The sequence below is a fragment of the Streptomyces sp. SirexAA-E genome, assembly GCF_000177195.2.
In the GTDB taxonomy this organism is placed as follows: Bacteria; Actinomycetota; Actinomycetes; order Streptomycetales; family Streptomycetaceae; genus Streptomyces; species Streptomyces flavovirens.
In genome coordinates, this window is the sequence record NC_015953.1 from 329,989 (window position 1) to 351,392 (window position 21,404).

General features: G+C 72.9%; 18 protein-coding genes. 13 read left to right on the top strand and 5 right to left on the bottom strand.

Annotated elements, in window-relative coordinates; all coding sequences use genetic code 11:
* Positions 1-58: 58 nt before the first annotated feature.
* The 7 genes from SACTE_RS01415 to SACTE_RS01445 all read left to right on the top strand — a co-directional run bounded on the left by SACTE_RS01415 (position 59) and on the right by SACTE_RS01445 (position 7,152).
* Complete coding sequence (locus tag SACTE_RS01415) at positions 59-1,387, top strand: O-antigen ligase family protein (protein ID WP_226995207.1); 1,329 nt, start codon at positions 59-61, stop codon at positions 1,385-1,387.
* An 11-nt stretch (positions 1,388-1,398) separates the two neighbouring features.
* Complete coding sequence (locus tag SACTE_RS01420; protein ID WP_226995208.1) at positions 1,399-3,003, top strand: lipid II flippase MurJ; 1,605 nt, start codon at positions 1,399-1,401, stop codon at positions 3,001-3,003.
* Positions 2,993-3,757 (top strand): polysaccharide deacetylase family protein, encoded by a 765-nt coding sequence (locus SACTE_RS01425; RefSeq protein ID WP_014044240.1) that lies wholly within the window; start codon positions 2,993-2,995, stop codon positions 3,755-3,757. The genes SACTE_RS01420 and SACTE_RS01425 overlap by 11 nt, the downstream gene beginning before the upstream one ends.
* Positions 3,754-4,917 (top strand): glycosyltransferase, encoded by a 1,164-nt coding sequence (locus SACTE_RS01430; protein WP_014044241.1) that lies wholly within the window; start codon positions 3,754-3,756, stop codon positions 4,915-4,917. Before SACTE_RS01425 ends, SACTE_RS01430 begins: the two co-directional genes overlap by 4 nt.
* Positions 4,914-5,597, top strand: a complete 684-nt coding sequence (locus SACTE_RS01435) for an LPS biosynthesis protein (protein ID WP_014044242.1) — start codon at positions 4,914-4,916, stop codon at positions 5,595-5,597. Before SACTE_RS01430 ends, SACTE_RS01435 begins: the two co-directional genes overlap by 4 nt.
* Positions 5,594-6,760, top strand: a complete 1,167-nt coding sequence (locus SACTE_RS01440; protein ID WP_014044243.1) for a GNAT family N-acetyltransferase — start codon at positions 5,594-5,596, stop codon at positions 6,758-6,760. Before SACTE_RS01435 ends, SACTE_RS01440 begins: the two co-directional genes overlap by 4 nt.
* 110 nt (positions 6,761-6,870) lie before the next feature.
* Entirely contained in the window at positions 6,871-7,152 is a 282-nt protein-coding gene (locus tag SACTE_RS01445; RefSeq protein WP_014044244.1) for a chaplin, read from the top strand.
* Between the two features lie 83 nt (positions 7,153-7,235).
* Here the strand turns inward: SACTE_RS01445 and SACTE_RS01450 are convergent, their stop codons facing one another.
* Entirely contained in the window at positions 7,236-8,096 is an 861-nt protein-coding gene (locus SACTE_RS01450; protein ID WP_014044245.1) for a tyrosinase family protein, read from the bottom strand.
* A gap of 18 nt (positions 8,097-8,114) precedes the next feature.
* Complete coding sequence (locus SACTE_RS01455) at positions 8,115-8,645, bottom strand: tyrosinase family oxidase copper chaperone (protein WP_014044246.1); 531 nt, start codon at positions 8,643-8,645, stop codon at positions 8,115-8,117.
* A 193-nt stretch (positions 8,646-8,838) separates the two neighbouring features.
* Between SACTE_RS01455 and SACTE_RS01460 the strand changes: the two genes are divergently transcribed.
* Positions 8,839-10,137, top strand: a complete 1,299-nt coding sequence (locus SACTE_RS01460) for a cytochrome P450 (RefSeq protein ID WP_014044247.1) — start codon at positions 8,839-8,841, stop codon at positions 10,135-10,137.
* A gap of 109 nt (positions 10,138-10,246) precedes the next feature.
* Positions 10,247-11,449: a glycosyl hydrolase gene (locus SACTE_RS01465; RefSeq protein ID WP_014044248.1), complete on the top strand. Its 1,203-nt coding sequence runs from the start codon at positions 10,247-10,249 to the stop codon at positions 11,447-11,449.
* A 139-nt stretch (positions 11,450-11,588) separates the two neighbouring features.
* Here the strand turns inward: SACTE_RS01465 and SACTE_RS01470 are convergent, their stop codons facing one another.
* A complete protein-coding gene (locus tag SACTE_RS01470; RefSeq protein ID WP_014044249.1) occupies positions 11,589-13,406 on the bottom strand; it encodes a thiamine pyrophosphate-requiring protein in 1,818 nt (605 codons plus the stop codon).
* A 400-nt stretch (positions 13,407-13,806) separates the two neighbouring features.
* Here SACTE_RS01470 and SACTE_RS01475 point away from each other — a divergent pair, with 400 nt between their 5' ends.
* The 3 genes from SACTE_RS01475 (at position 13,807) to SACTE_RS01485 (ending at position 16,348) form a co-directional block, all read left to right on the top strand.
* Entirely contained in the window at positions 13,807-14,001 is a 195-nt protein-coding gene (locus SACTE_RS01475) for a DUF2795 domain-containing protein (protein ID WP_014044250.1), read from the top strand.
* Positions 14,002-14,267: 266 nt separating this feature from the next.
* Positions 14,268-15,962, top strand: a complete 1,695-nt coding sequence (ctaD, locus tag SACTE_RS01480; RefSeq protein ID WP_019992929.1) for a cytochrome c oxidase subunit I — start codon at positions 14,268-14,270, stop codon at positions 15,960-15,962.
* Positions 15,959-16,348, top strand: a complete 390-nt coding sequence (locus SACTE_RS01485; RefSeq protein WP_014044252.1) for a cytochrome c oxidase subunit 4 — start codon at positions 15,959-15,961, stop codon at positions 16,346-16,348. The genes ctaD and SACTE_RS01485 overlap by 4 nt, the downstream gene beginning before the upstream one ends.
* 13 nt (positions 16,349-16,361) lie before the next feature.
* Here the strand turns inward: SACTE_RS01485 and SACTE_RS01490 are convergent, their stop codons facing one another.
* Positions 16,362-18,005: a ubiquinol-cytochrome c reductase cytochrome b subunit gene (locus SACTE_RS01490; protein ID WP_014044253.1), complete on the bottom strand. Its 1,644-nt coding sequence runs from the start codon at positions 18,003-18,005 to the stop codon at positions 16,362-16,364.
* Between the two features lie 498 nt (positions 18,006-18,503).
* On the opposite strand from SACTE_RS01490, the gene SACTE_RS01495 reads away from it, so the two are divergent.
* Positions 18,504-19,967 carry a hypothetical protein gene (locus SACTE_RS01495; protein WP_014044254.1) on the top strand — a complete coding sequence of 488 codons (1,464 nt, stop codon included), beginning with the start codon at positions 18,504-18,506 and terminating at the stop codon, positions 19,965-19,967.
* Positions 19,968-20,022: 55 nt separating this feature from the next.
* Here the strand turns inward: SACTE_RS01495 and SACTE_RS01500 are convergent, their stop codons facing one another.
* Entirely contained in the window at positions 20,023-21,378 is a 1,356-nt protein-coding gene (locus SACTE_RS01500; protein ID WP_014044255.1) for a GH1 family beta-glucosidase, read from the bottom strand.
* Positions 21,379-21,404 lie beyond the last annotated feature (26 nt).

Here is a 21,404-nt window from a genome sequence, read left to right on the forward strand (position 1 = left end):
GGCTTCCACCGTCATCACGGCGCCCCCCGCACGCCCCGGCACGGGCACGCCGGCCGCCGTGCCCGCCGTCCGGCGTCCCGCCTTCGGCACCTGGCGCGGCAGATGGCCCTTGCTGCCGCTGCTCGCGGCGGTGCTGCTCCTGGCCGTACCCGCCGGCGACACGGAGGCCGGGGCCGTGTACGGCGTGCCGCTGGCCGACGTTGCGTCGGGTGTCGCGGTGCTGGTGTGCGTGGGCCGGCTGCTGTTCCTGCGCCGGCGTCCGCTGACCCCGGCCTCCGCGCTGGTCCTCGGTCTGCCGGCGGTGGGGCTGGCGCTGGCCACCGTCACGGCGACGGATCCGGTGGCGGCGCTGCCGGGGTTCGTGCGCTATCTGCAGATCTTCGTCCTGGTGCCGGCCGCGGTGCTCCTGCTGGTCCGGGACGCGGCGGACTTCCGGATCGTCACGGGGGCGCTCGTGCTGCTGGCGCTCGTCCAGGGCGCGACGGGCGTGCACCAGTACGTCACCGGGTCCGGCGCCTCGTACATGGGCGAGGAGATCCGGGCGGTCGGCACCTTCGGTCCGGGCGACGTGATGGGGATGGCCACCGTCGTCGGGTACGGGCTGCTCGCGGCCGCCGCGTACGCCTTCCGGCCGGGGGCGGCCCGCTCCCGTTGGCGGGTGCCGTGCGCGCTCGGGGCGGCCGCCGCGCTGGTCGTGCCGCTCACGCTCTCCTTCAGCCGCGGGGCCTGGATCGCGACGGCCGCGGGCGCGGCCGCGATGATCGCGCTGACCGGGGCGCGGCAGGCGCTGCGCACGCTCGCGGTGCTGGCCGCGGTGTCCGTCGTCCTGGTCGGCGGCTTCGGCGTCGGCTCCCAGATGCTCTCGCAGCGGCTCGCCAGCATCACCGAGGTGACGAGCGCCCCCGACCGCTCGGTCACCGACCGGTACACCATGTGGGCGGCGGCGGCCGGGATGTGGCGGGAGCGGCCGGTGACCGGCGTCGGGCTGAAGGCCTTCCCCGCGCACCGGGACGGGCACGCCTCCATCGGGCTCTCGGCCGGAAGCGATACGGAGGGCGCCGGGCAGGAGTTCGTCAGACAGCCGCTGCTCTCCCCCCACAACATGTATCTGCTGGTCCTCGGTGAGCAGGGGCTCGTCGGTTTCACCGCGCTGGTGGGTGGCTGGGCCGCCCTCCTGGTGGGCGGGGTGTGCCGGCTGGTGCGCTCCCGGGCGCGGCGGGCGGCGGCCGTGGACTGCGGCCTCGCCGCCGTCGGGCTGACGGTCTGGCAGTGCGTGGACTTCCTGTACGCGGACATCGGCGGCCCCTCCACGGTGCTGACCGGCGTCGTGCTCGGGCTGGCCGCGTGGTGGGCGCTGGCCGCGCCGGAGAGGACGGCCGTCGCGTGAGCGGGACCGTGGTGCGGACCGCCGGAAAGGCGTCCGGAACATCCACGCGTGGTGTTCCGGGCAGGCCGTTGTTGGCGCGGGCCGCGGCCGGGGCCGCCGGGCTGACCGTCGTCGCCGCCCTGCTGGGGCTGGTACGGGACCAGGCCGTCGCCCGGCTCTTCGGCGCCGGACACGCCAGCGACGCGTTCCTGGTGGCCTGGACCGTGCCGGAGATGGCGGCCACCCTGCTGATCGAGGACGGGATGGCCCTGCTCCTGGTGCCGGCCTTCAGCCACGCGCTGGCGCGCCGTGCCGCGGCCACGGCGCCTGGGGACCCGGTGCGCGCGCTCGTCGCCGACACCTTCCCCCGGCTGTCCGCCGCCCTGGCCTGCGCGGGCGCGCTGCTGATCGCGGGTGCTCCCTGGGTGGTGGGAGTGCTGGCGCCCGGTCTGGAGGACCCCGGGCTGGCGGTGGACTGCACGCGTCTGACGGCGGTCACGGTGCTCACCTTCGGCGTCACCGGGTACTTCAGCGCCGCGCTGCGGGCGCACGGGCGTTTCCTGGCACCGGCCGGGGTCTACATCGCGTACAACCTCGGCATCATCGGCATGACGCTCGCGCTGCACTCCGTGTGGGGGGTGCGGGCCGCCGCGGCGGGGGTCGCGACCGGCAGCCTGCTGATGATCCTGACCCTGCTGCCCGCCTTCGTGACGTTGGTGCTGCGCCGGCACGTGCGGGCCGGGGAGCGGCCGGCGGAGCGGGACGCGACGGCCCCGCTGCTCGGTGCGGCCGTGCTCGCGCCCGTCGTGCTCTTCGTGGTGAGCCGTCAGTCGCAGGTCTTCGTCGAGCGGTTCCTCGCCTCGTCGCTGTCGGACGGGGCGATCTCCCACCTGAACTTCGCGCAGAAGGTCGCCCAGCTGCCGATGGTGCTGTCGATGATGATCTGCACGGTGACCTTCCCGGTCGTCGCCCGGGCCATGGCGTCCGGGGACCGCGAGGGCGCCAGGCGCAGGGTGGAGCGGGACCTCGCCCTGGCCGGGACGGTGGTGCTGCTCGGCACCGCCCTGGTCATGGGGTACGCCCCGCAGCTCGTCGAAGTCCTCTTCCAGCGTGGCGCCTTCGACGCGGCGGACACCGCCGCGACGGCCGGCGTCATGCGGGTCTACGCGCTCGGTCTGCTGGGTCACACACTGGTCGGCGCGCTGTGCCGGCCGTACTTCTCGGCCGGGCGGCCGACCTGGTACCCGCTCGGCGCGATGGGCGCGGGCCTGCTGGTCACCGCGGGGGCCGGTTTCGCCCTGACCGGGCCGCTCGGTGTCGACGGCATCGCGGCGGCCAACGCCCTCGGCATCAGCACCGCCGCGATGCTGATGCTCCTCGGGCTCGGCTCGCGCGCGGTCGCCGTCCGGGTCCGCGCCGTCGCTCTCTCGCTCGCCCGGCCGGCGCTCGCGGCGGTGGCGGCCGGTGCCGCCGGGCGACTGGCCGCGCCGCTGGTGCCCGGTCCCGCGGTGCTCTCCCTGGCGGCAGGCTGCCTGCTCGTCCCCACCGTCTTCTACCTCACCGCACGCGCGCTCGGGGCTCCCGAGGCCGTCCACCTGCCAGCCCTCGTCCGACAGAGGTTCACCCATGGCCGCTGACACATCGCCACCCCGTGCCCGGACACGCCCGATCCCGGCCCCGCCGTGGATCCTCACCTACCACTCGGTGACCGATCCGACCGACGACCCGTACGGCATCACCGTCTCCGCCGACCGCCTGGACGAGCAGCTGACGTGGCTGCGCCGCCGGGGCCTGACCGGGGTGGGCATCGCGTCGCTGCTGCGCGCGGACGCGTCCGAGCGGCGCGGGCTGGTCGGGCTGACGTTCGACGACGGGTACGCCGACTTCGTCCAGGAGGCGCTTCCGGTGCTCCTCGGACACGGCTGCACGGCGACCGTGTTCGTCCTGCCCGGCCGGCTCGGCGGGTCCAACGACTGGGATCCGCTGGGCCCGCGCCGGCCGCTGCTCACCGAGGAGGGCATCCGGACCGTCGCGGCGGCCGGTATGGAGATCGGCTCGCACGGCATGGTCCACCTGGACCTGACGGCCCTGTCCGACGCCGCGCTGCGCCGCGAGACGCACGGCAGCCGGGAGGCCCTCGGCCGCGTCACCGGGGTCCCGCCGGCCGGTTTCTGCTATCCGTACGGCAGGGCCGACGCACGGGTGCTCGCCTCGGTGCGGGACGCCGGGTACGCGTTCGGCTGCGCCCTGGACCCCGGCCCGTTGCGCGGGCCGCTCGCCCTGCCGCGCACCCACGTCAGCCACGCCGACCGGTCCACCCGCCTCCGCGCGAAGGCGCTGCGCCACCGGCTGCGGCACCGGTCGGCGGACGTATCCGGGGGGCACCGGTGAAGGTGCTGCACGTCATCACCGGTCTCGGCGTCGGCGGGGCCGAGCAGCAGCTGCGGCTGATGCTGCGTCACCTGCCCACCCGTTGCGACGTCGTCACGCTCACCAACCCGGGGGCGGTCGCCGAGGGACTGCGCTCGGACGGGGTGCGGGTGCGGCACCTGGGCATGCGGGGCAACCGGGACCTGGCCGCTCTGCCGAGGCTCGCCCGGCTCGTGCGGCAGGGCGGGTACGACCTCGTACACACGCATCTGTACCGGGCGTGCGTCTACGGACGGATCGCGGCCTCGCTCGCCGGTACCGCCTCGGTGGCCACGGAGCACTCGCTGGGCCGCGACGAGATCGAGGGACGCCCGCTCACCCGGGGGACCCGCGCGCTGTATCTGCGGACCGAGCGGATGGGCTCGGCGACGGTCGCCGTCTCCGACACGGTCGCCGGACGGCTGCGGGACTGGGGGGTGCCGGCCGCCCGGATCCACACGGTGCCCAACGGCATCGACGCGGCGGCGTTCCGCTTCGACGGCCGGCGGCGGCGGGCGGCCCGGGCACTGCTCGGCGTTCCCGAGGACGCCTTCGTGGTGGGCGGTGTGGGGCGTCTGGTGCCCGGCAAACGCTTCGACGTGACGCTGCGGGCCGTCGCGGCGCTGCCCGGCGCCTGGCTCCTGCTGGCCGGCGACGGCCCGCAGGCCGGACCGCTGCGCGCCCTCGCCGGCCGGCTGGGGATCGCCGACCGGGTCCGGTTCGCCGGGGAGTGCGGCGTGGACGGCGCGCCGGACGTCCCGGCGGCGCTCGCGGCCATGGACGTCTTCGTCTCGGCGTCCCGGGAGGAGTCCTTCGGGCTCGCCGTCGTCGAGGCGCTGTCCGCGGGGCTGCCCGTCGTGCACGGCCCCTGTCCCGCCCTCGACGACCTGCCGGCCGGTCAGGTCCCCCAGGGCGCCACCCGTCTGCGGTCCCCGGCCGACCCCGCCGCCGAGCTGACGGACGTGCTGCGGCGCCACAGGGCGGGCGGGCCGCACAGGCTGCCGGTGCCCCGGGCGGTGGACCGCTACGACATCCGGCTCAGCGGCCGCCGGCTCATGGACGTGTACGCGCACGTCCTCGGCTCCCCCGCACCCGCCCCGACCCACTCGACCACCCCCTCTACCCGGAGGTCACACCGATGACCGACTCCCCCGACCAGCAGCCCTCCCCCGGACGGCTGCGCGGGCTCCGCCCCTCCTTGCCCTCCTTCGTACGGCCCAGCTGGTGGCCGCTGCCCGCCTGTGTCCTGCTCGGGGCGGCCTGCGGGCTCGGGTACGGGCTGCTCGCCACCCCGCAGTACGCCGCGACCGGGTACGCCGTGGTGACGGCCGACAAGGGCGTCGACCCCGCGGCGGCGCTCGGGTACGCCCAGTCGTACGGGCGGCTGGCGACCAGCGACGCGACGCTCGCCTACGCCCACGGCGCCGCCGGCGAGTCCGTGCGTGACCTCCGCGCCCACGTCCGGTCCGAGACCTCCCCGGACTCGCCGATGATCGCGGTCACCGGCACGTCGTCCGACCCGGACCGGGCCGCGGACATCGCCAACGCGGTCACCGAGGCCGTGGTGGCCGGTGCGGGTCACGTCGCCGAGGACACCGGCGTGAAGCTGGTCGAGTTCTCGCACGCCCTCGCGCCGGCCGATCCGGTCTCCCCCTCCGCGGCACTCGGCACGGCGGTGGGCGCGAGCGCCGGGGGGCTGGTCGGCGGGCTGGTCCTGCTCGTACGGCCGCGTCCGGGGCGCCGGGGCGTCACCGCCCAGGTCCCGGGGCCGGCCCAGGCGGGCGGCGCGCTGCACACCGGGGAACGGGAGCTCGTGGGATGACCCCGGAGCGTCACGGCCGCGTCCGTGTGACCCTGTGCCGGGATCCGCGGGAGTTCTCCGCGCTCGCCGGTGAGTGGGACGCGCTGCACCGCCGGTGCCCGACCGCAACGCCGTTCCAGAGCCACGCCTGGCTCCACTCCTGGTGGCTGTCGTACGGGGTTCCGGGACGGCTCAGGGTCGTCCTCGCGCGCCGGGACGGCCGTCTCGTCGGCGCCGCCCCGCTGATGCTCGTCCACCGGCCAATGCCGTTGCTCGTGCCGCTGGGGGGTGCGATCTCCGACTTCTTCGACGTCCTCGTCGACGCCGAGCGGACCGGGGAGGCGGTCGCCGCCCTGGAGCGCGGGCTGCACCGGGCGGCCGCGCACAGCGTGGTGGACCTGAGGGAGGTACGGCCCGGCGCCTCGGCCCAGTCGCTGTTCGCGGCATGGTCCGGTGCCCGCAGCCGGCTGACCGACTCCACCTGCATGGAGCTGCCCGCCGAGCCGGTCGGCGCGCTCATCGGCCGGATGCCGGGCTCACGCGCCCAGCGGGCCCGGGCCAAGCTGCGGCGGATCGACGCCCTGGGCATCGAGTGCCGCGCCCTGCCCGAGGACCGGGTGGCCGACGGGGTGCGCACCCTGCTGCGGCTGCACGAGCTCCAGTGGCGGGGCCGGGGCGTCAACCCCGAGCACCTGCGCCCCCGGTTCCGCGCCCATCTGGTGCGCTCCGTGGGGCGGATGGTACGCGACGGCGAGGCGGCGGTCCGGGAGTTCCTGCTCGACGGGGAGGTGGTGGCGGCCGATCTGGCCCTCGGTTCCGCCGGTCTCACCGGCGGCTATCTCTACGGGGTGGACCCGCGCCTGAGGGAACGCAAGGTCGATGTGTCGACGATGCTGCTGCGGGAACTGGCCCGGCAGGCGGCGGACTCGGGCGGCGGCGTGCTGAGCCTGCTGCGCGGCTCCGAGCAGTACAAGGGCCATTGGGGCCCCGAGCCGGTGGTCAACCAGCGTCTGCTGCTGGCGCGTTCCTCCCTGGAGCCGTTGCTGAGGCTGCGCGAGTCCCAGGTGGTGGTGCGGGACCGGGCGGCGCGGACCGTGAAGACGCGTTTCCCGGCCGCGCGTGACTGGCGCGAGCGGCTGGGCGCCCTCCCGTCGGCGAAGCCGTCGGCCACCGTCCGGAGATGATCCTGGATTACGACTTTTGCTCCGATCCGTGACCGTCTGTCGACTTCCGCGTTGTCAGGGCATGCCGGGCACGTTCTGTGGCCGGTTCCGATTCCTTCCAAGGAGAATTGATGTCCCGCATCTCGAAGGCAGCCGTTGTCATGGCGGGTACCGGCGCGCTGATCGCCGGTGGCGCCGGCTTCGCCTCCGCCGACGCCGGCGCCGAGGCCGTCGCCGCCCACTCCCCCGGTGTCCTCTCGGGCAACGCCGTCCAGGTGCCGGTGCACGTCCCGGTCAACGTCTGCGGCAACACCGTCAACGTCATCGCGCTGCTGAACCCGGTCTTCGGCAACTCCTGCGCGAACGTCTCCGACGACCACGAGGACGAGGGCGACTACGGCTACGGCTACTGAGCCCCGCAGCTGACGCACCCCGGGCCTTCCCTCCCCGCTCAGGCGGGGCGGGAAGGCCCGGTCCCGTTCCGGAGCCAGGTGGTTCAGACGTACCGGTAGAGGCGGCTGTGGTCCAGCAGCTGCGAGGGCTTCGCGTCCCAGGGCGGCATCGGGTCGTCCAGGGCGAAGATCCGGCCCCGTTGCGGGTCGCCTGCCGCGGGAGCGCGGTCGGGCAGGTAGCGGGCTCGGGGGTGCGCCTTCTGCCAGCGGGTCCAGAGCAGGTCGATGTAGGCGTGGTGCAGCCAGAAGACCGGGTCGTCGGGCGACGCGGCACCGGCCATCGAACCGCCGATCCAGCGGTGGACCCGGTTGTGGTTGCCGACGCCCCGTACGCCCCGGATGCCCCAGCCCTCGATCCTGTTGCGGAACCCGGTGGTGCTGAGGCTGTTCCAGGGCGCGGCGTCGTAGACGGGGTCGCCGAGGGCCCGGTCCACCTCGGCCTTCGTGGGCAGGGTGACCGGTGCCGAGGGGCGGCCGAAGTCGCGCCGCAGGAAGCGGTCGTCGGTGACGCCCGCGCGGATCCTCCAGTTGCCCTCCGCGTACGCGAACGGCCCGGTCACGACCTGGCGGTCGCCCGCCCGGCCGTTGCCGCCGAGGAAGTCCTCCGCCCAGAGGGAGGCTGCCGGGGTGTTGTCCTGGGTCCAGTCCCAGTACGGGACGGTCACCCCGGAGTCGACGGTCTGCAGGGCCTTCTCGAACTCCAGGAGGTATCTGCGGTGCCACGGGAAGAAGGACGGGGTCATGTGAGCGGGCCTCGGCCGGCTCTCCGCGTCGGTGACGTAGTACTGCCGGTGCAGCGAGACGAACTCGTCGTACCGGCCCGACCGCTTGAGTTCCAGGATGGCGCCGACGAGGCGCTTCTTCTCGGTGCGTGTGAGGTTGCGCTGATTCTTGCGGCTGTACACCCGTGCTCGTCCTTCGCCTCAGATGGTGTGGGGGGTGGTGGCGGACAGCTGTGCGGTGCCGAGCTCGTCGACCGCGGCGCGGGCCGTTTCGAGGAGCGTCGGGAAGGACTCGTAGTGGTTGACCTCGCTGAGGTAGCTGCCGTCGGCGCGCCGCATCACGTGCAGCGGCCGGCCGTCGATCGTGACCTCGGCGACCGTCGCGGTGGACGCCGCCGCGGCCTCGCCGGGCCGTGCCTGCCCTCCGGCGGGCACCAGGCCGGAGACGCCGCCCCGGATGTCCCGGCCCCGGTACCTCTCGGAGAAGCGTTCGGGGGCCTGGGATCTGCGCTCCCCGCGCCCGGGGGTGCCGGGGTCCTTGAAGAGGACCGGAGCCAGTACCCCGCCGGTACCGGCGACGACGGCCGCGGTGAAGGCGGTCCGCAGTACGGCGCGGCGGGCGGGGCGGTGCCTTCCGGGGGCGCCCGCCGGGGTGGCGTCAGGGCTGTGGGGGGTGTCCGCCGGCGGGACGGCCGTGGCGGTCGTGCCGTCCGTCGCTGTGGTCGGGTCCATGAAGATTCCTGTCTGTCGTCCACTCTCGTGTGTGGTGCGTGCTCTCGAGGTGGGCAACGAGACGGCGGACGAACGGTTCTCGTCCTGTGCGCGTCACGCGACCGTGGGAATTCCGCGCCGACGGCGGCCACGTCGGCCGTCCGGCGGAACGCTTCGGGCCAGCATGGCGGTCCGTACGTCCGGGAGGCTGCCCATGAACGCACCGCCGCAGGTGTCCACCGACCGTGTGCGGGGAGCCGGCCCGGCCAGTCTGCCCGACCTGGCCGATCCGTCGTTCTGGCGGTTGCCGAGGGCCGATCGGCTGGCGGGCTTCGCCCGGCTGCGGGAGCACGGCGAGCCGGTGCTCTTCACCCCGCGCACGGGCGCGCACCAACCGTTCCGGGCCCTGGTCGGGCACGCCGACGTGAGGGCGGCGAGCCGGCAGCCGCGCGTCTTCGCCAGTGCGCCGGGGGTCACCACGCCCGAACCGGCGCGCTGGGCGAAGGCGGTGTTCGGCAACTCCATGGTGCACATGGACGGCCCCGAACACGCCGGTCTGCGCAGGACCATCTCGCGGGCCTTCACGCCCCGGCTGCTCACGGCGGCCGAGGAGAACATCGCCGGGACCGCGCGGCGGCTGGTGGACGAGGTGGTCGCGGGACGGCCTGAGGATTTCATGCGTTCGGCCGCCGCCCGTCTGCCGTTCGAGGTGATCTGCGACCTGATGGGCGTCCCGGTCCGGTACCGCCCCGAGATCGCCGCGCAGATCGACCACGCGTCCGAGTACGTCGGGGTGCAGCGCCGGGGCCGGGCCCGGCTGCGGGTGCCGGGGCGCGGGCTGCGGTCGCTGGCCCGGATGCAGCTCGTGATGGCCCGGCTGGCAGCAGAGCGGCGCCGACGCCCGGCCGAGGACCTGGTCTCGGCGCTGGTGCGGGCGGACGTCGACGGGCGGTCGCTGTCCGCCCGCGAACTGGGGGCGTTCTTCTCGCTGCTGCTCGTGGCCGGTGTGGAGACCACCCGTAACGCGCTGGCGCACGGGCTCCACCTGCTGACCGTCCATCCGGAGCAGCGAGCCCTGCTGGAGTCGGACTTCGAGCGGTACGCGGACGGCGCGGTGGACGAGATCGTGCGCCATTCGACGCCGATCATCCAGTTCCGCCGGACGGTGCGTGAGGCACACGAGCTCGGTGGCCGCGTCTTCGTCCCCGGCGAGAAGGTGATGCTCCTCTACGCCTCGGCGAACCGGGACGCGTCCGTCTTCACCGCCCCCGACGTCTTCGACATCACCCGGTCCCCGAATCCGCACCTGGGGTACGGCGGCGGCGGCCCGCACCACTGTCTGGGCGCGCATCTGGCGCGTCTGGAGATGAAGGCCCTCTACCGCGAACTGCTCGGCCGCCCGGTACCGGTGCGGGCGGCCGGCGACCCGGTGCTGGTCGCCTCGAACTTCGACCACCGCGTCCGTTCGCTCCCGCTGTCCTACGGCCTCTTTCACCCGAACGAGCCGGTCTGATCCTCCGCACGCCACGAATGCCGTGCCCGGCGGACGTCGTGCAGCACATCACCGGGCCTTTCTCCATAGGGTCGGCAGGGCCGGGGGGCCCACGTTTCGAGGAGGAGCCGTGCCCGCACAACGCCGTCTCATCAACTTCGGTATCGGGACGGCTGTGCTCGGCCTTCTCGTCGGTGGCGTGCTGGTCGCCGACCGGAACGGCGCGGACTCCGCGGCGGGCAAGGGCGCCGACGCGTCCTTGCCACCGGTCGCCCAGGGCCCGACCGCCGTCGGCGCCTATCTGGACTACGGGCCCCAGGGCGTACGGCGGATGGCGGAGCTCTCGCGCTGGCTGGGCGGGACGGAGCTGCGCGTGGGGCACAGCTACCTGCCGGGAGACGTGTGGGAGAACATCGAGGGCCGCCCCGGTTTCCTCGGTTCGTGGGCGGCCTGGCGCAAGGCCGCGCCAGACCGGATGTTCGTCCTCAACACGCCGATGCTGGAGCGGAACGAGGACCACGTCCCGGACGACGAGGTGCGCTCCCTGCTCCGGCGGGGTGCCGGCGGGGAGTTCGACGCGCACTTCCGCAAGCTCGCCGAGCGGCTGGTCCTGCTGGGTGTCCCGGACACGGTGCTCGTCCTCGGCTGGGAGATGAACGGCACCACGTACACCCACCGTTGCGGTCCCGACCCGGCCGCGTGGAAGGCGTACTGGACACGCATCGTCACCGCGATGCGCTCGGTCCCCGGCCAGGAGTTCCGCTTCGACTTCGCCCCGAGCCGCGGCCGGGACGCCGTGCCGTGGACGGAGTGCTATCCCGGTGACGACGTCGTGGACATCATCGGCATGGACTCCTACGACCAGCCGCCGGCCCGTACCTTCGAGGAGCAGGTGAACGAGCCGTACGGGCTGCGGAAGCAGGTGGACTTCGCGGCGGAGCACGGCAAGCCGATCTCGTTCCCGGAGTGGGGCCTGTTCCGCAACGGCGACAACCCGCGGTACATGCGCGGCATGCTGGAGTGGATGGAGCGGCACAAGCCGGTGTACCAGACCATCACGGACTACTGTCCGCACGGTGTGTGGCAGTGCGCGGAGAACCCCGAGTCCTCCCGCGTCTACCGCGAGATGCTCTCCGCCGGTCCGGACGACGGCGGGCCGTCCGCCCCCGCCCCGACCCCGACCCCGGAGACCACACGGACGTCCGAGGCCCCCGTTCCGGACGAGCCGGAACCGGAGACGGGGACCGAGGCCCCCGGGTGGTGCGTCAGTCTCCCGTTGAGTGATCTGTTCGGGCCGTGGGCGCGGGACCACGAGTTCTGCGCGGGCTCCTGAGAGGCGTGGCGCCCCCTCGTCACCGCCCGGTGCGGCGGCCGGCGGCCATGGGGTGATGCCGCCGCACCGGGTGGGGCGTCCGCCTCCGCGAGCGAGGTACGCGCCGAGCCGGACGGCCTCCACCAGGGGGACGGACAGGTCACCGGTCCTGTTCGGGACCGGATTCCTTGTCGGAGTGCCGGTGGCCGGGAAGGAACTCCTGCATCTTCGCCTTGATGCCCTGTTTGACCATGCCTCCGCGGTCGCTGTCGCCCTTCACGATGGCGGACGCCACCGCTTCGGCCTGCTCCCGGGTGGCGTGCGGCGGGATGGGCGGGACGGCCGGGTCGGTGCGGAAGTCGATCACGAAGGGGCGGTCGGCGGCGAGCGCCTGGCGCCATGCCGCTTCCACCTGGTCCGGCTTCTCGACCCGTACGCCGCCGAGCCCGACGGACCGCGCGAAGTCGGCGTACGGGACGTCCGGAATGGCCTGGGACGGCAGGAACTGCGGGGCGCCCGACATGGCACGCATCTCCCAGGTGACCTGGTTGAGGTCCTGGTTGTTCAGCACGGCGACGATGAGCCGCGGGTCCTCCCACTCCTGCCAGTACTTGGCGGCGGTGATCAGTTCGGCCATGCCGTTCATCTGCATGGCGCCGTCCCCGACGATCGCGAGGGCCGGGCGGCCGGGGTGGGCGAACTTGGCGCCGATGGCGTACGGCACGCCGGGGCCCATCGTGGCGAGTGTGCCGGACAGGGAGCCGCGCATCGAGCCGCGGATGCGCAGGTGGCGGGCGTACCAGTTGGCGGCGGAGCCGGAGTCGGCGGACAGGATGACGTCGTCCGGCAGGAGCGAGTCGAGGCTGTGCACGACGTGCTCCGGGTTGATGGGATCGGCCTCGACGGCGGCGCGGCGTTCCATGACGTCCCACCAGCGGGCGGTGTCCTTCTCGATCTTCTTGCGCCAGGCCCCGTGCTTCTTCCGCTTCAGCCGTGGCAGCAGGGCCGCCAGCGTCGCCTGCGCGTCGCCGGCCAGGTTGACCTCGAACGGGTAGCGCAGCCCGAGCATGGACGGGTCGATGTCGATCTGGACCGCGCGCGCCTGGTCGAACTCCGGCAGGAACTGCGCGTAGGGGAAGTTGGATCCCACCACCAGCAGCGTGTCGCAGTCCGTCATGAGTTCGTAGGAGGGGCGGGTGCCCAGCAGGCCGATCGATCCGGTGACGTACGGCAGGTCGTCGGGGAGGACGTCCTTGCCGAGCAGTGCCTTGGCGACGCCGGCGCCCAGCAGGTCGGCCACCGCCTCGACCTCGGCCCGGGCGCCGCGCGCGCCCTGCCCGATCAGGACGGCGACCTTCTCGCCCGCGTTCAGCACCTCGGCGGCCCGGTCCAGCTCGTCGTCCGCCGGTACGGGTACGGAGCGGGACAGGCCGAGGCTGGAGGGCACCATCTTGAAGGCGTGCGTGGGCGGCGAGTAGTCGAGTTCCTGCACGTCCGCGGGGATGATGACGGCCGTCACCGTCCGCCTTCCGTAGGCGGTGCGGATGGCCCGGTCGATGACGTTGGGCAGCTGTTCGGGGACGGTGACCATCTCGCAGAAGTCGGAGGCCACGTCCTTGTACAGGCTCAGCAGGTCGACCTCCTGCTGGTAGGAGCCGCCCATGGCGCTGCGATTGGTCTGCCCGACGATGGCCACGACGGGGACGTGGTCCAGCTTCGCGTCGTAGAGGCCGTTGAGCAGGTGGATGGCGCCCGGGCCGGACGTCGCCGCGCAGACCCCGACCTTGCCGGAGAACTTGGCGTAGCCCACGGCCTCGAAGGCGGCCATCTCCTCGTGCCGGGCCTGGACGAACTTCGGCTTGTTCTCGGCCCGTCCCCAGGCGGCCAGCAGGCCGTTGATGCCGTCACCCGCGTAGGAGAAGACGTGGTCCACCTCCCACTCGCGCAGCCGCTGCAGTACGTAGTCGGACACCTTCATCGACACAGTTCTCCGCTTTCTCTCTCAGGTAGGGGCGGGCGCCCCGCACCGTCGGTCGGTTGCTCGGCGCCGAGACCGATCGGCACCTGCCGGTAGCTCGCCCCGTCGGTGGAGCGGGCGCCCCGGCGGCCGGCCCCACGGCTCACCCCGCTTCCGCGGCGGATACGCAGTCGGACTTCATACAGGTACAAAACCCCATGGCAGTCCCACGGGCATCCTGACCGCCGCCTGACCCGTGACGCGGCGCGGAAACACGCATGACCGGCAAAAGCCGGGCCAAGAATCGGGCCCCACCGCACGTCGGCGCCCCGGCCGAGCCCGCCCCCGCGGAATGCGGCCATCGGCATGACGGTGCGCCACGCGGTGAGGCAACTTACTCACCCTGGGTATCCGTACTCACATGACTGTGAACCCCATCGAACTCCAGAAGGCCCTCGGCGGCGTCGGCTACCCGGCGGACAAGCAGCAGATCCTGGACCAGGCGAAGCAGCACGGCGCGGGCCATGACGTCATCGACGCCTTGGGCGCCCTGCCGGACAAGAGCTACGACTCGCCCGCCGACGTCAACAAGGAAGTGAGCCAGGAAGGCCGGTAACCCGCGGTCCCGGCGTCGTTCCCGCGGCCCGGCCGGGCACCGGCCGGCCCCCGGCCTGCGAAGCCCCGGGGCACCAGGCGGCGGATCGCCGACGGACGGGGGAACCGTGCCGGTGCGCGGAGGGGCGCACGGCGCGCCGTTCCGGGTCCCTGCCACGGTTCCCCGGAATGGGAGGGTTGGCCGTACAGGGACGACCGGGCCCGTGACGGGCCCATTTCCGGGAAGGGCGAACGGTGTCGGTGCGCGAGCGGCCGGAAGCCGCACCAGTGGAGGCGGCGACCCGTCGGCGGGTCGCTCAGGGGTCGAGGCTGCTGGATCTGCTGTCGACGACCGATCACAAGGTGATCGGCAACATGTACCTGGTCACGTCGTTCGCCTTCTTCCTGTTCGCCGGCCTGCTGGCGATGCTGATGCGTGCCGAACTGGCCCGTCCGGGCATGCAGATCGTCTCCCCCGAGCAGTACAACCAGCTGTTCACCGTGCACGGCACGATCATGATGCTGCTGTTCGCGACCCCGACCTTCACCGGCTTCGCCAACGCGATCATGCCGTTGCAGATCGGCGCCCCCGATGTGGCCTTCCCCCGGCTGAACGCCTTCACCTACTGGGCCTACCTCTTCGGCGGTCTGCTGGTCGTCTCGGGCTTCCTCACCGCGAACGGGGCGGCGTCCTTCGGCTGGTTCGCGTACGCGCCGCTGAACGGGCCGCTCCACTCCCCCGGTTCCGGCGCCGACCTCTGGGTGATGGGGCTCGTGGTCTCCGGACTGAGCACCATCCTGGGGTCGGTCAACTTCATCACCACCATCGTCTGCCTGCGCGCTCCCGGTATGACCCTGTTCCGCATGCCGATCTTCACCTGGAACGTGCTGTTCACGTCCATCCTGGCACTGCTGGCCTTCCCCGTGCTGACGGCCGCGCTCCTCGCGCTGGAGGCGGACAGGAAGTTCGGTGCGCACATCTTCGACGCGTCCAACGGCGGGGCGCTGTTGTGGCAGCACCTGTTCTGGTTCTTCGGCCATCCCGAGGTGTACATCGTGGCCCTGCCGTTCTTCGGGGTGGTCAGCGAGATCATCCCGGTGTTCAGCCGGAAGCCGGTCTTCGGCTACGTCGGGCTGGTCGGCGCCACGATCGCCATCACGGGTCTGTCGGCGACCGTCTGGGCTCACCACATGTTCGCCACGGGGTCGGTGCTGCTGCCGTTCTTCTCGCTGATGTCGTTCCTGATCGCCGTCCCCACGGGTGTGAAGTTCTTCAACTGGATCGGGACCATGTGGCACGGCTCCCTGTCGTTCGAGACGCCGATGCTGTGGTCCGTCGGTTTCCTCGTCACCTTCCTGCTCGGCGGACTGACGGGGGTGCTGGTGGCCTCGCCGCCGCTGGACTTCCATCTGACGGACAGCTACTTCGTCGTCGCGCATCTGCACTACGTGCTCTTCGGCACGATCGTCTTCGCCACGTTCGCGGGGTTCTACTTCTGGTGGCCCAAGTTCACCGGGCGGATGCTCGACGAGCGGCTCGGGAAGATGCACTTCTGGACCCTGTTCGTGGGCTTCCAGCTCACCTTCCTCGTCCAGCACTGGCTCGGTGAGCAGGGGATGCCGCGCCGGTATGCCGACTATCTGGCCGCCGACGGGTTCACCGCCCTCAACACGATCTCCTCCGTCGGGGCGTTCCTGCTGGGCCTGTCCACGTTGCCGTTCCTGTACAACCTCTGGAAGACCCACCGGCACGGCGTAAGGGTGACGACCGACGACCCCTGGGGCTGGGGCCGTTCCCTGGAGTGGGCCACCAGTTGTCCGCCGCCCCGGCACAACTTCCACGCGCTGCCCCGGATCCGGAGCGACTCCCCCGCCTTCGACCTGCACCACCCCGAGGTACGGGTCGGATCCGCCCACCCGAGCGGGGCGGCGGGCCACCACTCCACTCCGGACCCCGACACCACCCGGCAGGTGACCGGATGAGGGGCGAGGCCTGGCTGTTCACGGGCGTGGCGCTCTTCTTCGCGGTGACCGGCTCGGTCTACGCCGCGTTCTCCACCGACCCCGCGGGCATCGCCGCGCTGCTGGTGTCGTTCCTGATGTCCGCGCTGATCGCCGGCTTCCTCTGGTGGGGCTACGCGAGCGTCGGCCGCCGCCCCGAGGACCGCAAGGACGCCCAGGTGCGGGAGGTGGGCGGCAGGCGCGCGTACTTCCCCGCCCGGAGCTACTTCCCCGTCCTCACCGCCGCCGGTACCGCTCTGCTCGGTCTGGGCACCGTCGAGGGGCTGTGGCTCTTCCTGATCGGGGCCGGCGTCCTCGTCCCCGGTGTCTACGGCTTCGTCTTCCAGAACGCGGACCGCTCGGGCTGAGCCGCGCGCCCGTTCAGCCGGGCCGGTCGGGCCCGGCCAGGATCTCGGCCGTCTCCCGCCGCTGCTTCTCGGTCGCCGGGGGCCGCACCGCGTCCCGGTAGTACCAGCGGCTCAGGGAGACCCGGAGCCGGTCGGCGAGGCGGGCGGGAGCCGGGTCCCGCCCGGTGGTGCGCGGCTCCAGCGGCCGGGGCAGGTCCCTGGCCGTCAGCACGTACCGCTTCCCGGCGGGCAGTCGCCGGTGACCGGGGTGGTAGCCGCCCTCGACCGACTGGCGTACCTCGCCGGTCTCCTCGCCCTCCTCCAGCAGGTCCCTGTCCCGTGCCTGGGCGGCGAGGCAGAGCCGCCCGGTCACCAGGAAGGCGGCCACCGGGAGCACGAACAAGGCGACGCGGAACGTCCAGGTCAGTGCGTGGACGGGCACGTCGAAGACGTACCCGAGCACGTCCTGTCCGCCGGCGAGCAGCAGCACCGCGTACGCCGTCAGCGCGGCGACACCCAGGCCGGTGCGGACCGGCCGGTCGCGCGGCCGGTCGCACAGGTGGTGCTCGCCGGAGCCCCGGGTGATCCAGCGCTCGAAGAAGGGATAGGCGTACAGCACGAGGAAGAGGGCGCCCGGCAGGATCACCCCGGGCACGAGCGGGTTCCAGATCAGGGTGTGGCCCCACAGCCGGGTCTCCACCCCCGGCATCAGCCGCAGCGCGCCTTCCAGGAAGCCGACGTACCAGTCGGGCTGGGACCCGGTGGAGACCTGGTCGGGGCGGTAGGGGCCGTAGTCCCAGACGGGGTTGATCTGCGCGACTGCGGCCAGCAGCGTCAGGACACCGAAGACCAGGAAGAACAGACCGCCCGACTTCGCCGTGTACTGGGGGTGGAAGGGCTTGCCCACGACGTTGCGCCCGGTCCTGCCCGGGGCCGCCCACTGGGTGTGTTTCAGGTGCACGACGAGCAGGAGGTGCAGGCTGATGAGGCCCAGCAGCAGTCCCGGGACGAGCAGGATGTGTACGGGGTAGAGGCGGGAGACGATGTCGTCCGCGGGGAACTCGCCGCCGAAGACGAAGAAGCTCAGGTAGCTGCCGACGACGGGCACCGACAGCATGATGCCCTGGGCGGTGCGCAGACCGGTGCCGGACAGCAGATCGTCGGGGAGCGAGTAGCCGGCGAAGCCCTCCAGCAGGGCGAGGAGGAACATCGTGACGCCCACGGCCCAGTTGAGCTCGCGCGGCCTGCGGAACGCGCCGGTGAGGAAGACCCTCAACAGGTGCGCGCCGATCGAGGCGACGAAGACCAGTGCACTCCAGTGGTGGATCTGACGGACCAGCAGTCCACCCCGTACGTCGAAGCTGATGCGCAGGGTGGAGGCGTAGGCCTCGGACATCCGCAGGCCGCGCAGCGGACCGTGCGAACCGTCGTAGACCACTTCGTTCATCGAGGGTTCGAAGAACATCGTCAGGTGGACGCCCGTCAGCAGGAGGACGAGGAAGCTGTAGAGCGCCAGTTCGCCGAGCAGGAACGACCAGTGGTCGGGGAAGGCCTTGCGCAGCAGTGCCCGCCCCGCCTCGGCGAGCGGCAGCCTGGCGTCCAGGGCACCCACCGCCCCCTTCGCCGTGTGCCGTCTCCTGCTCCTCCTCGCGCGGGCCCTCTCCTTCGCCAGCAGCACCGGTGCGCTCCCTGCCGTCAAGTCGTCCGCCGTCACGTGCGAGGTAAGCCCTACCCCGCGGGGCGTGGACGATCACGGCGCCCGCCCCTGCGTCTGGCGGCCCGTCAGCCTTGGCGGCGACGCCGGTGACGCTCTTGACCGGGTGTCGGGCGTGCTGCTTGGATCGCCGCATGAAGTGTCGCCAGGACCTCACGCGACGACGCCACGTCGATCTCGTGCGTACCGCCGGCGCCCTCTGTCTCCGCGTGGGCTGACCTCTTCGCCTCTCCGTCGCGGAGGGAACCACGTCCTTCGGCCGTCCCTGGGCCGCTCCTGCCGTCCGCGGCAGCCACCGCTCGCCGTCCCGGACACCGGCTCACGCTTCCGGCCACCTCGCCGCCCGTGGCCTCTCCTGCCCTGACGTGCGGTCAGCCGTGATCCGGCGCCGCTCACCGGGCGCTCCCCCCGCGCGCACCGCCCACGCCCCTCACTCCGCACCGTTCCCGAAAGGAACCTCCCGTGTCCCTCTCCCCCGGCCGTCGCCGGACCCCGCGGTGGAAACCCGTCGGCGCACTCCTCGCCGCCCTCGTCCTCGGGTGCGCAGGCTCCGCCTCGGCGGCCCCGCCCGCCGCGTTCGGCCCGGCAGCCCCGCACCACCCCTACGCGGGCCCCGCCGGTACCGCCACCATGCACGGGGACACGGCGTCCTCCGACACGACGCCGCTGGCGGGCCCGGGGGCCGGCACCCTCGCCTCCACGCGTACGGCCCTCGCCTCGGCGTGCCCCACGGTCCTGGTGGGGGCCGACGGGTATCCGGTGGCCCTGTGCACCCCGATCCTCGGCCAGGTACCCACCGTGCACCTGCTCGATCCGGCCGACGGCTCCTCCCTGACCTCGCTGAAGCTCACCAAGGGCTCGCTGCTGGGTGGTGTCTACGCCTACATCGACCACGAGGACCGGCTGGTCGTCGCGGACGGCAGCCGCAGCCTGCTGCGGGTCGGGCACCGGCGCGACGACCGGGGCGACTGGCGGCTGTCGGTCGACCGGCGGCTCTCCCTCGCCTCCGCGATACCCGAGGGCGACGCGGTGACCGGTCTCTCGCCGGACTGGGACGGTCGGGTCTGGTTCGCGACCGGCGGGGGGATCGTCGGCACCGCGGACGACACCACCGGCACCGTCCGGGCACTGGCCCTGCCCGCGGGCGAACGCGTCGCCAACAGCATCTCCACCGCCCCCGAGGGCACCGCCGTCACGACCACCCACGCGACGTACCTGCTCACCGCGGACGACGGCGGCCCGCGGATCGTCTGGCGCAAGGCGTACGACCGCGGCTCCGCCCGCAAGCCCGGACTGCTGAGCTGGGGCAGCGGATCGACCCCGACGTTCTTCGGGCCGGGGACGGGCACGGAGTACGTCACCGTCGTCGACAACGCCGACACCACGGTGAACCTGAAGGTGTACCGCACCCGGGACGGCTCGGACGTCTGCTCGGTCCCGGTGCTCCGGGCGGCGAACGGACCGGGCAGCGAGAACTCCCCGGTGGGTGCCGGCCGCAGCGTCTTCGTGGCGGGCACCTACGGCTACCCGTACCCGGCGGTCCCCGAGGGCGCGGGCGACAGCGTGCCGTCCTCAGCCGCCTTCGCCGGCGGACTGACCCGGGTGGACGTGCGGGAGGACGGCACGGGGTGCTCGCTCGTGTGGGACACCACCGTGCGTTCGGCCGCCGTGCCGAAGCTGTCGACGGCCGACGGGCTGCTCCACACCGTGGTGCGCGACCCGCTCATCCCCGGGACCAAGGGCACCAGCCTGCTCGACCCGTTCCGCTACGCGCAGATCGACCCGGACAGCGGGCAGATCGTCCGCTCCGCCCGGGTCGGGGTGGGGTCGCTGTACGACACCTTGCAGATGGCGGGGACGATCACCCGGGACGGGGCATATCTCCAGGGCACCGTGACCGGGATCCTACGCATCACCGCGGGGTGAACGCGGCGCGGCGGGCCGGAGGGTTCCCCCTTCCGGCCCGCCGTGCGCGCGGATGTCAGGCGTGCAGTTCGCGGTGGGCGCGGATGATGTCCGCGTACCGGTGGCCGCTGGTCTTCACGGTGCGCTTCTGCGTCGGGTAGTCGACGTGGACCAGGCCGAAGCGCTTGTCGTAGCCGTAGGCCCATTCGAAGTTGTCCAGCAGTGACCAGGCGTAGTAGCCCTCCAGAGGTGCCCCCTTGCGGACGGCTCGGGCGCAGGCCGCCAAGTGCTGTTCCAGGTAGCGGGTGCGCTCGGGGTCGTCCACGGTGCCGTCGGGGCCGACGGTGTCGGGGAAGGCCGAGCCGTTCTCGGTGACGTACAGGCGGCGTACGCCGTAGTCGTCGGTGAGGCGCATCAGCAGCGCCTCCAGGCCGCCCGCGTCGATCTGCCAGTCCATGCCGGTGCGCTCCACACCGGCCACGCCGACCTCCCGGGCGTGCGGGACCGGGCCGTTCGGGTCGTCGGCGACGGTGACCGGGAAGTAGTAGTTCAGGCCGTGCCAGTCCAGCGGGGTGGCGATGGTGTCCAGGTCGCCGTCGCGTTCGGGCAGTTCGACCCCGTACAGCTCGCGCATGTCGGCGGGGAAACCCCGGCCGTAGACCGGGTCGAGCCACCAGCGGTTGGTGTGGCCGTCCATGCGGGTGGCCGCCGCGATGTCCTCGGGACGGGAGGACGCGGCGTCGACGGTGGAGTGGTTGGTGACCAGCCCGATCTGGGCGCCTGGGACGGCGGCCCGGACGGCCTGGGTGGCGAGGCCGTGTCCGAGCAGCAGGTGGTACGAGGCGCGGACGGCCGCGGTCAGATCGGTGAGGCCGGGGGCCATCCGGCCCTCCAGGTGGCCGATCCAGCCGGAGCACAGCGGTTCGTTGAGGGTGGCCCAGCGATGGACGCGGTCGCCGAGGCGGGTGGCCACCACGGAGGCGTACGCGGCGAGGTGCTCGGCGGTGTCGCGGACCGTCCAACCGCCCCGGTCCTGGAGTGTCTGGGGGAGGTCCCAGTGGTAGAGGGTGATGTTCGGGGTGATGCCGGCTTCCAGGAGGCCGTCCACCAGCCGGTCGTAGAAGTCGAGGCCCGGGGCGTTGACGGGGCCGTCGCCGGCGGGCAGGACGCGGGGCCAGGCGGTCGACATGCGGTAGGCCCCGGTACCCAGGCGTTTCATCAGCGCGATGTCCTCGGGCCACCGGTGGTAGTGGTCGCAGGCCTCGTCGCCGTGGTCGCCGTTCTCGGTCTTGCCGGGGGTGTGCGAGAACGTGTCCCAGATGGAGGGGGAACGGCCGTCCTCGCCCACGGCCCCCTCGATCTGGTACGCGGCAGTCGCGGTGCCCCAGACGAAGTCCCGGGGGAAGGCGGCGAGGTCTATCGGTTCGGACACTGGGTACCTCACAGGTCTGTTCAGCG